The sequence below is a fragment of the Mesorhizobium sp. M8A.F.Ca.ET.181.01.1.1 genome (genome assembly GCF_004792025.1).
In the GTDB taxonomy this organism is placed as follows: Bacteria; Pseudomonadota; Alphaproteobacteria; order Rhizobiales; family Rhizobiaceae; genus Mesorhizobium.
Genome location: NZ_SRTV01000334.1, coordinates 1 through 282, shown reverse-complemented (window position 1 = coordinate 282; position 282 = coordinate 1). Strand labels below are relative to the sequence as shown.

The window sequence follows — 282 nt, the reverse complement described above, 5'->3', positions numbered from 1 at the left end:
ATCAGCCCCTCATACTGGTGCGCGATCAGGTGACCCTGAATCTGCGCCACCGTGTCGAGCGTGACACTGACCACGATCAGAAGCGATGTGCCACCGAGGTAGAAAGGTACGCCAGTCGCCGAAATCAGGAACTCGGGCAGCAGACACACCAGCACCAGGTAGATGGCGCCGATGACGGTGATACGCGTCAGAACGTAATCGATATATTCCGCAGTGCGTTCGCCCGGACGATAGCCCGGAATGAAGCCCGAATGCTTCTTCAACTGGTCGGCCGTGTCCTTC

1 pseudogene is annotated in these 282 nt (G+C 58.2%); it reads right to left on the bottom strand.

Annotated elements, in window-relative coordinates:
* Window positions 1-282 (bottom strand): annotated as a pseudogene (locus EN824_RS34850) (preprotein translocase subunit SecY); the annotation flags it as partial.